The organism is Lysinibacillus sp. HST-98, from assembly GCF_016757845.1.
Lineage (GTDB): Bacteria > Bacillota > Bacilli > Bacillales_A > Planococcaceae > Lysinibacillus > Lysinibacillus capsici.
The window spans coordinates 97562-107559 of the sequence record NZ_JAENHX010000014.1 but is presented as its reverse complement, the minus strand read 5'-3'; the positions used below and the strand labels follow the sequence as shown (position 1 = coordinate 107559).

General features: G+C 37.7%; 6 protein-coding genes, 1 rRNA gene and 2 riboswitches. All 7 genes read right to left on the bottom strand.

The window, feature by feature from the left end; all coding sequences use genetic code 11:
* Window positions 1–348: ribosomal RNA gene (locus JIN86_RS22310) — 16S ribosomal RNA — on the bottom strand; the annotation flags it as partial.
* 424 nt (window positions 349–772) lie between these two features.
* Window positions 773–2074, bottom strand: coding sequence for an NCS2 family permease (locus tag JIN86_RS22305; RefSeq protein WP_004230532.1), 1302 nt, complete (start codon window positions 2072–2074; stop codon window positions 773–775).
* Window positions 2075–2205: 131 nt separating this feature from the next.
* Window positions 2206–2307: riboswitch (purine riboswitch) on the bottom strand.
* 209 nt (window positions 2308–2516) lie between these two features.
* Window positions 2517–3185: an MOSC domain-containing protein gene (locus tag JIN86_RS22300; protein ID WP_202342914.1), complete on the bottom strand. Its 669-nt coding sequence runs from the start codon at window positions 3183–3185 to the stop codon at window positions 2517–2519.
* A 174-nt stretch (window positions 3186–3359) separates the two neighbouring features.
* Window positions 3360–4913: a glutamine-hydrolyzing GMP synthase gene (gene guaA / locus JIN86_RS22295; RefSeq protein ID WP_004230525.1), complete on the bottom strand. Its 1554-nt coding sequence runs from the start codon at window positions 4911–4913 to the stop codon at window positions 3360–3362.
* 156 nt (window positions 4914–5069) lie between these two features.
* Window positions 5070–5171, bottom strand: a riboswitch (purine riboswitch).
* 32 nt (window positions 5172–5203) lie between these two features.
* Window positions 5204–7387, bottom strand: a complete 2184-nt coding sequence (locus JIN86_RS24030) for a transglutaminase TgpA family protein (RefSeq protein WP_202342913.1) — start codon at window positions 7385–7387, stop codon at window positions 5204–5206.
* Entirely contained in the window at window positions 7384–8565 is a 1182-nt protein-coding gene (locus JIN86_RS22285; protein WP_004230521.1) for a DUF58 domain-containing protein, read from the bottom strand. The genes JIN86_RS24030 and JIN86_RS22285 overlap by 4 nt, the downstream gene beginning before the upstream one ends.
* Window positions 8562–9506 (bottom strand): AAA family ATPase, encoded by a 945-nt coding sequence (locus JIN86_RS22280; RefSeq protein ID WP_202342912.1) that lies wholly within the window; start codon window positions 9504–9506, stop codon window positions 8562–8564. Before JIN86_RS22280 ends, JIN86_RS22285 begins: the two co-directional genes overlap by 4 nt.
* Window positions 9507–9998: the final 492 nt, after the last annotated feature.

The window sequence follows — 9998 nt, the reverse complement described above, 5'->3', positions numbered from 1 at the left end:
AGTCTGGGCCGTGTCTCAGTCCCAGTGTGGCCGATCACCCTCTCAGGTCGGCTACGCATCGTCGCCTTGGTGAGCCGTTACCTCACCAACTAGCTAATGCGCCGCGGGCCCATCCTATAGCGACAGCCGAAACCGTCTTTCAGTCTCTTGCCATGAAGCAAAAGAGATTATTCGGTATTAGCCCCGGTTTCCCGGAGTTATCCCAAACTATAGGGTAGGTTGCCCACGTGTTACTCACCCGTCCGCCGCTAACGTCAAAGGAGCAAGCTCCTTTTCTGTTCGCTCGACTTGCATGTATTAGGCACGCCGCCAGCGTTCGTCCTGAGCCAGGATCAAACTCTCCATAAAAGAAATTTGATTAGCTCAAATTGTTTTGCTGGCATCATGTTTGATGTCCAAAATTGTGTTTCGTTCACTAGTAAAACTAGCTACTTAAAACTTTATTGATTACGTTTTGCTTGTTCAGTTTTCAAGGTTCATTTACTAGTTACACTAAGTAACTTTTTATAATTTAACATAATGTCAACTTGTTGTCAACTGTTTATGTTAATATTTTTAAGTTGTTCGTTTGTTTCGTAACAACGTTTTTAAATATATCATCACAAACTTAAGTTTGCAAGTGTTTCATTAAAGTAAAACTATTCACATTATTTAAAACCGAGTTTCTTCTATAATAAATGTAAAAATAATAACTTCTTTTATTTTGGATCAACTCAATAAAAAACACCTCTAATTGTTAGCAACTTACTAACAATTAAAGGTGTCTGTTTAACTATCGTACCCAAATGAAGTATGCAAGGAAAACAAAGAAGAGACCATACATCATTGGATGAATTTCTTTTTTACGACCTGCTAATAACATTGTAATTGGGTAGAATACAAAGCCAATTGCAATACCAGTAGCAATTGAATAACCAAGTGGCATCATTAACACTGTAAAGAATGCAGGTACTGCTATTTCGAATTTGTCCCAATCAATTAAACGTAAGGACGATACCATTAGTACCCCTACGATGACTAAAGCTGGAGCAGTAACTGCTGGTGTTACCACCGCTAGTAATGGTGAGAAGAATAAAGCAACTAAGAACAGTACTGCTGTTACCACTGCTGAAAATCCTGAACGAGCGCCTGCAGCAACTCCAGAAGTTGACTCTACGTACGCTGTTGTTGTTGACGTACCAAATAAAGAACCTATAGTTGTTGCTAGTGCATCTGCCATTAAGGCACGTCCTGCACGCGGTAATTTATTATCTTTTACTAAACCTGCTTGTGTCGCTACAGCCATTAAAGTACCAGCTGTGTCAAAGAAATCAACAAACAAGAATGTTAACACTACTACTAAAAACTTCACGTTAAATAATGTACCGAAGTCACCAAGTGGTTCTAGTGCTACCATGAATGTAGAATCTACACTTGGAATAGCTGATACCACGGCTGTCGGAGGATCGATGATACCTGTGATCATCCCAATAACTGCAGTAATCACCATTCCTAAGAAAATACCGATACTGCGCAATTTAATAATAAGAATAACTGAAAGAATAATTCCGAATACCGCTAATAATGTAGCGCCTGTGAAACTTCCTAAAGTGACTAAAGTAGCTGGGCTATCAACAATGATCCCTGCTCCTTGTAAACCAACAAAAGTGATAAATAAACCAATACCTGCAGAAACTGCATATTTAAGTTGTACTGGAATAGCATTAATAACAGTTTCGCGGATACCAGTTAAAGATAAAATAATAAAGATAATCCCTGAGAAGAACACACCTGTTAAACCAGTTTGCCACGGAATACCGTATGCTCCGACTACAGTAAATGCAAAGAATGCATTTAATCCCATCCCAGGAGCAAGTGAAATCGGGAACTTAGCGAAAATCCCCATAATCAAAGAACCGACTGCTGCTGCTAATGCTGTTGCTACGAAAACAGCACCTTTATCCATCCCTGCATTTTCTAGAATACCTGGGTTAACAGCTAGAATATATGCCATTGCAAGGAAGGTTGTAATACCGCCTATTATTTCGCGGCGATAATTAGTTCCTAATTCATCGAACATGAAATATTTTTTCATTATCAAAAAATCCTCCGTGTGGTCGTCTTCAATATCGAAAACAAAAAAGACACGCTGACTACTCTACTAGTCGCATGTCTACGATATATTTCATCACAATTAGTGTGTGAAACAAATTAGTGTTTATACGTTTATGTATAAACCTAAATCGTAGTCAAGTTATTTACGGTAACTTGGTAGAAACTCACGGGCCTTATCCCCGACATTATACGACGACGTATTTAATTTACATTCGTAATATATCATTTCGTTTTTTAGATTTCAACCCTATTTCCGAACATTTTTCTAAAAAGAAATACGAAAGTTCGTGTAAAATCCTTATTTAATGTTCAGGTTCTATTAAATATATTACTAAAGAGGCTTTGTGCTGAATATTCCACCAATCAGTTTAAAGAAAAAATCCCCTAGGAATTCTAGAGGATCCTCCTTTTGAGCTTATGTTTTAACTCATCACTTTACTTTGCAAGACTTGAATTCTTTTTTCTAATTTTTCTTTCCAATCGTCTGCTAATGCATCTACTGCTTGTATTTGTTTCATAGCGATTGCATCATTGTTTTTGAAGTACACTTCATTGCAATACAAAACAGAGATACGTGCAGGATGCTTTTCTACAAGCTCAATTGTTGAATCTGCACAGATTGCCCCTTCTTCAAGAACACGCGCAAGGAAACCTGTATAGCCAGTTTCGATTAAACGTTTGAGTAATATGTTTGCCTCCGTATATCTATCAATCGTACTACATGGAATACGTCCCTGTGTAATTTGAATGACAGCATCCCCAATTTTATAAATATCACCAATACAAACATCTGCTTCTAACATATTTGTTACGGTTAAATTTTCGCCAAATGCAGCAATGGGTAACGTTTTTCCAAGTTCCTGTTCCCATTGTATGTAATGCTCCGCAGGATATAAACAAACTGCTCGATCAGGGCCACCATGATGTTTTTTATCAGCTACATCATCCCCTTCAAAGCCTTGAGAGGATAAATAAACTTCTTGCACTCGTTGCTTTTCAATCCCTGTAATCATTGAACGTCCTTTGCTATCAATCAATTCTTTTGGCATCCCAACCGTTAATGTATGAATCATTGGTTTATTTTTCTCCATTTAAATCCCCCCTAATCTGAATAGTATAAATTCTTGTGCATTCATTTAGTTTACTACATACAACACTTTACCAGCAATTTTTGCAGTTGAGATACTTCATTTAGCAATAAATTCAGAAGGAATTAAATCAAAAAAAGCCCTAAAAACCTCTCAGGGCTTTTAGGGCTTTTGCTATTATTCCCACTCAATCGTTGCTGGTGGCTTAGATGTAATATCATATAGCACGCGGTTCACGTGTTTTACTTCGTTTACAAGGCGGACAGAGATTTTCTCTAGTACATCCCAAGGAATACGTGCCCAGTCAGAAGTCATACCATCGATAGATGTAACGGCACGGATACCGATTGCATAGTCATACGTACGAGCATCGCCCATTACACCAACTGAACGGATATCAGGTAATACCGTAAAGTACTGCCAAATGTCACGATCAAGGCCAGCTTTGGCGATTTCTTCACGTAGAATGAAATCAGATTCGCGAACGATTTCTAATTTTTCTTCTGTTACTTCACCAAGTACACGGATACCTAATCCAGGACCTGGGAATGGTTGACGCCAAACGATTTTTTCGTCAAGTCCAAGCTCTAAACCTAGCGCACGTACTTCATCTTTAAATAAAGTTTTCAGTGGCTCGATTAGTTGGAATTGCATATCTTCAGGAAGACCACCAACGTTATGGTGTGATTTGATTGTTTGTGCAGTTGAAGTACCAGATTCAATAATATCTGTGTAAAGAGTTCCTTGTGCTAAGAAATCCATACCTTCAAGTTTAGATGCCTCTTCATCAAATACATAAATGAATTCATTACCGATAATTTTACGTTTTTTCTCTGGATCAGAAACGCCAGCAAGTTTGTCCATGAATCGTTTACGTGCATCAATTTTAATAAGATTCATGTCAAAGTCTTCTGTAAATGTTTTCATTACTTGCTCAACTTCACCTTTACGGTTTAAGTTGTGGTCTACGAACATACAAGTTAATTGATCGCCGATTGCTTTATGGATTAACACCGCTACAACTGATGAGTCTACACCACCAGAAAGCGCACATAATACTTTTTTATCGCCAACGATTTCACGAATTTTTGCAATTTCAAGCTCAATGAAGTTTGCCATTGACCAATCGCCTTTCGCTTCACAGATGTCGAATACGAATTGACGTAATAGATCACTACCATATACAGAGTGACGTACTTCTGGATGGAATTGTACAGCATATAGTTTACGTTCAACGTTTGCCATTGCAGCAATCGGACAAGATGCGCTAGTTGCGATGACTTCAAATCCAGCTGGAACTTCTGTTACATGGTCGCCATGGCTCATCCAAACGATTTGTTCTGTAGGTAACTCACCAAATAATTTGTTTGGTGTTGTTACTTGAATTTCAGCTTTACCATACTCGCGTGTTTCAGCACCTTCAACTTTACCACCGTTTGTATGTGCCATTAATTGCATACCATAGCAAATACCTAAAATCGGTAAACCTAATTCGAAAATAGCTGGATCCACATGAAAGGCATTTTCATCATAAACAGAGTTTGGACCACCTGAGAAAATAATACCTGTTGCGTTCATATCTTTAATTTCTTCTGCAGTTACCGTATGTGGATGTAATTCACTAAAAACACCAAATTCACGAATACGACGTGTAATTAATTGGTTAAATTGGCTACCGAAGTCTAGTACAACAATTTTTTCTTGCTCTCTTAATAAAGGGCTAGCTGTCAAAATTTCCACCTCTTCTATTATTTTTAAAGGATATTTTCATGTGTTCAAAGAAAAACGCGAAGAAAGTAAAAAAACTTTCTACGCGTTCATAAGCTCTAGAATATTGATAAAGGCGAATGCGTAGCAAAGTAAAGTGATTTACTATACTTTTCACCTAACGAAAACATCCGCCTTCATAGAGAAATCATTTAAGGTGATTTCGTAGAAACATCCGAACCCTATTATCGAACTTATATGAAAGCAATCCTTGCATTTAATTTTTTTCATTTTACTCTTTGTCTACGTTAAAATCAACTGATAGTGCGATTGATTAAATATTCCCAACTTTCTTTCAGCTTCATAAAATCAACATCTTCTTTGTCTTTCCCATAAATATGTTGCTCGTAGACTACCGTTAGCTTTTGCATTTCATCTGTTTCTAATGCTGCGTCCACACGCTCTGCGAATGCACTTAACGTTTCTCCATCTTTTCTGCGCAAGCCAATACGAGATAATTGCCTCAATAAAACATGGTAAGAAGAATCGAAATTTGACCAATCTGCTACTTTTTTACGGTATGCTCGAACATGCATCTTCGGAATCCACGTTTTACGCTGTAAGAATAAAGAAATACCCATGATTATTAATAATACAACAATTATCACCCAAACATAGGCAAACTTTTTCATCCATAACCACATTGCATCAAAGCTAAATGTTGAGTTCGGTTGTTCCTTCTCGGTTACCTGTTCTTGTGGTTGTGGCTGCTCAGGTTTTTGTTCTGGCTGCAATACTTCTTCCTCGTCAGACGTATCTAACGGGATATCATAATCAATGTTGACATTGCCGGAAAAGCCGATTGTCGGTTCAAACTCCATCCATCCCGTTCCAGGTATAAAAGCTTCTACCCATGAGTGCGCATTGTCATTCGTGATGCGATATTCGCGTAATCCATCTGACATGGGGCCTGCAGTTCCTGGTGCAAAACCCTTTACCCAACGAGCTGGGATCCCTACTGAACGTAAAAGAACCACCATTGACGTGGAGAAATTATCACAATACCCTACTTTTGTATCGAACAAAAATTGATCGACATAATCTTGATTTTCAGCAGGAATAGCGGCTTGCGTTTTATCGTACTTAAAACCATTTGTTCTAAAATAACTTTCTACAGCCTTAATTTGTTCATAAACGGTATCTTTCTTTTGCGTTATTTCAGACGCTAAGTCCCTTACACGCTGGGGAAGTTGGTTTGGTAACTGCAAAAATCGGTCAAAGGAAGAATCCATTGTTTCAAGTGTTGCTGGATATGACAATTGGAGCTGCTCCATACTATAAACAGGCTCGCTATAAGACAATGAATAGTTTGATAATGATTTCGATTCCCCTACCTGTTGTTCTATATTCATTCTTTCAGTCTGCTCATCTTGAATAAATAAAGTGGAATCCTGAGCCGAAACAGCAAGCATACCATATGTTTGAATTAAATATGGCATTGGAACAGCAATATCTAATTGAATCTGACGTTCATTTTCGGGTGGCCCAACTTGTAAAGAAGTCAGAATGGGTGTATTTGACTCATAAACATTTTTCCCAAAGTTCCCCTCTGAAACAACCCAACCTTTCGATGTATACGTATCTTTTGTTTCAATGCGCCAGTAATGGCGATCACGAGAAGAGGCAGTGAAAATTAAAGTATTATCTCCTTGGAACGGACCACCTAACTGACTATCATCTTGGCTATAACCAACTGATTTTTGACCATTTCCATTTCTATCTTGTCCAGTAACCCCTTGGATAAACGGCACAGGATCTGCCCATGTTGGTCCAGTCTTTGGTAAAAAGAATGCTACAGAACTAATGAGCAATACAGATACTAGCATGGGAATAACAATTTTCCATTTCTCCATTGCCGTACTTGTAGTTTCCACTTGAAGCCATAGACGCTTGACAAAAAGAACACCTGTCATGATTAACCCTAAAACAACAACTTTTACAATTGCCGCTTTACCATCATAGTCACTAAATGTATCCAAAGTAGCAATAAAGAATACGGTCATGGCAAAGAAGTAGAATATATTTTTTCGCACCGAAACCCAATGGTGAATTAAATAAACTAGCATCCAAATCAACACAAGGAATAATACTGTTCTGAAAACATCTGAAACCTGTCCAAAGTCACCTGTTAGAATCGTGGCCATGTTCCCTTTCCATTCAGCCAATAAAAAAGGCAATGTATCACCAGATAATACAGGACTAGGGCTATAGATAAAAACGATAAACCAGGTAATATAACCAAACTTCACTAATCCTGATAACAATGGATGTACGCGGAAAAGACTTAGCGCTAAAGACATACCGATAAACACTAAGAAAAGATGCATCCCACCTGTATTCGTTAATTGCATAATGGGAATAAGCCATTCACGCAAAATGAAAAATACAATAACATAAGCTATGGCTAATTCTAAAAATTCTCCTAATGATTGCTTCACGGTCTCATCACCTCCGTGAATAAATGATAGAAATCTGCTGGCTTCACATAAATAACTTGAATATGTTTATACCGCATCGCAAGCTCAGATTGCACTGGTGGCTGCTTTGCCACTACAAAACAAATACAGCTTTTCACTATATTTGCAAGAGTATGTAGTAATTCATCTGAAACATCACTTGTCACGTAAAGCATTGTTGCAACTTGCTTAAAGGCTTGTTGATCATGAAATCGAAACTTGACATTCTCCGTAGGTTTTATCGCAGCTAAATGATACATTACTTGATCTAAATGCTTGTCCCCCTGTATAGCAGGGAATACTTTCGTCATTTCTCCAGCAGAAATAAATGATAAATCTCCTCGTTCTTGAACGATCATCTGTAGCATTGAAGCTACTATTTCCACTTTTTCTTCAAACAATGAGGATTTCGTAGCGTCCAGCACTAACAGTAGTTCTGATGATTGTCGATCCTCAAATTCCTTAGACTGCAACTTTTGCGTACGGGCAAATGATTTCCAATGAATCCAAGAAAAACGATCTCCTGGAACGTACTCTCTTAATCCAACAGCCATGGATGTGTCCTTCACTATAGAGTATGGTGACATCATCGGGCCAACATCATATTTTGTTTGAAGCGCAGCATATTTCATCTCTTGTATTCTTGGGTAAACTAAAATAGTTTGGTCCTTTTCTGCTACGACAACCTTTTTAGCCCAGCCAAAAAAATCGTAGAAAACAATTGTAACACCTAGGTAGCGATGTTCACCGCGTGGCATATTTTCCAATTCATATTGCCAGCTAAAGTTTTTTTTAAATCCAACGAACTTTATGGCATTCGCATTTTGGATTTTAGCTTGCACTAATCCCTCACTATCCACAAGTTCCTCCATTACGATATAGGCAAATGGAAAACGTGTTTTACGTTCTATCGTAATAAGCACCTTCGCTGATTGACCTCGTTCTATATGAATCGGGTCGATCTTGCGTTCGATTAGTAAAATATCTTCTTTAACGACAAAGAACATGAATGCATATACTAAAAACGGACTAACCGTAAAAAATACAAACCAGCTAACAAATCCACCTTGGAACATTGCATAACAAAATGTTACGATCATCAAGAAAGCAATTAATAGGAAATGTTTACTTTTTTCTACAAAAGCTTTCCATTGCCTCATTGTTCTGCAAACCTCTTTGTCGGAACTGGTGTTTTAGCAATGATACGCTGGATAATTTCGTCTGCTGTCACGTTATCATAGCGTGCATCTGGTTTTAAAACTAAACGATGGCTAAAAACAAATGGCACTAAATATTGAACATCATCAGGGGTAACATAGCTTCGTCCTTTCAAAAATGCGTAAGCCTGCGAAGCTTTCATTAGCGCTATTGTGGCACGTGGACTCACGCCTAAAAAGACATAATTATTTTCCCTTGTTAGGGTAGCAAGCTCCACCATATAATTTTTAACAGAATCTTCTACATACACACCTTGAACAAGCTCCTGTAATTCGATTAATTGAGCTACTGTTAATACTGCTTCGATTTTTTCAATGGCTTTACCATTCTCAGCTCTTCGTAAAATTTCAACTTCCTGCCACCTAGATGGATAACCCATTTTTATCTTTAAGAGAAAGCGATCTAGTTGTGCTTCGGGTAAAGGATAGGTACCTTCATGTTCAATGGGATTTTGTGTAGCCATAACAAAAAATGGCTGATTGATCATCAGCGTTTTCCCATCAATTGTAACAGAAGCCTCTTCCATCCCCTCTAACAAGGCTGATTGAGTTTTCGGAGACGTTCGGTTAATTTCATCGGCTAATACCACATCCCCCATAATTGGCCCTGGACGAAATTCAAACTCCATTGTCTTAGGATTATAAATTGAAATACCGACTACATCTGATGGCAATAGATCTGGCGTAAATTGAATACGCTTAAATTGTGCATCAAAAGATTTTGCAAGTGCTCGCACCATCATTGTCTTTCCTACTCCAGGTACATCCTCCAACAAAACATGTCCCCTTGCTAATAATGCGACAATACTGAGCTCAGCAACTTCTCTTTTACCAATCATTACTTTTTCTATATTTTCTAAAACGTTCTGTATTTGAGCATTCATTAATCAAAAAGCCTCCCATTCCATCAAGCAATTGTGTGAATTGCAAGCAAACTTAATCTAAGCATAGCGAAATCTGTCCTGTAAAACAATTATCTGAAACTTCTACTTCCTACGAACATTCATAAAAAAGGCTTGTTTGACAACATTCAAACAAGCCTAATCCTTATTATATAACGTCATTATCCATTAGAATGTTACAAATTCAATCTTTTTAACCATATTTCTTCTAAGGATGTAGAATTTTCTTGTAAGAAAATTTCAGTTATCGCCCCAGAAATAATAATTTCACCTTCATGTAAAACTAATAGATCATCTGCTATTTCTTCAGCAAATGACAGCAGATAGTAGAGAAGATAACTGTATTACCTTTTCCCTTCTCCTCCAACATCATATTTTTCAACTGTGCTATCCATATTCTGCATATACCGTTTGACTTGTAATTAGAAAAAACAAAAAGAACAACATGATTTGCTTCATCACTTTCCACCTCCT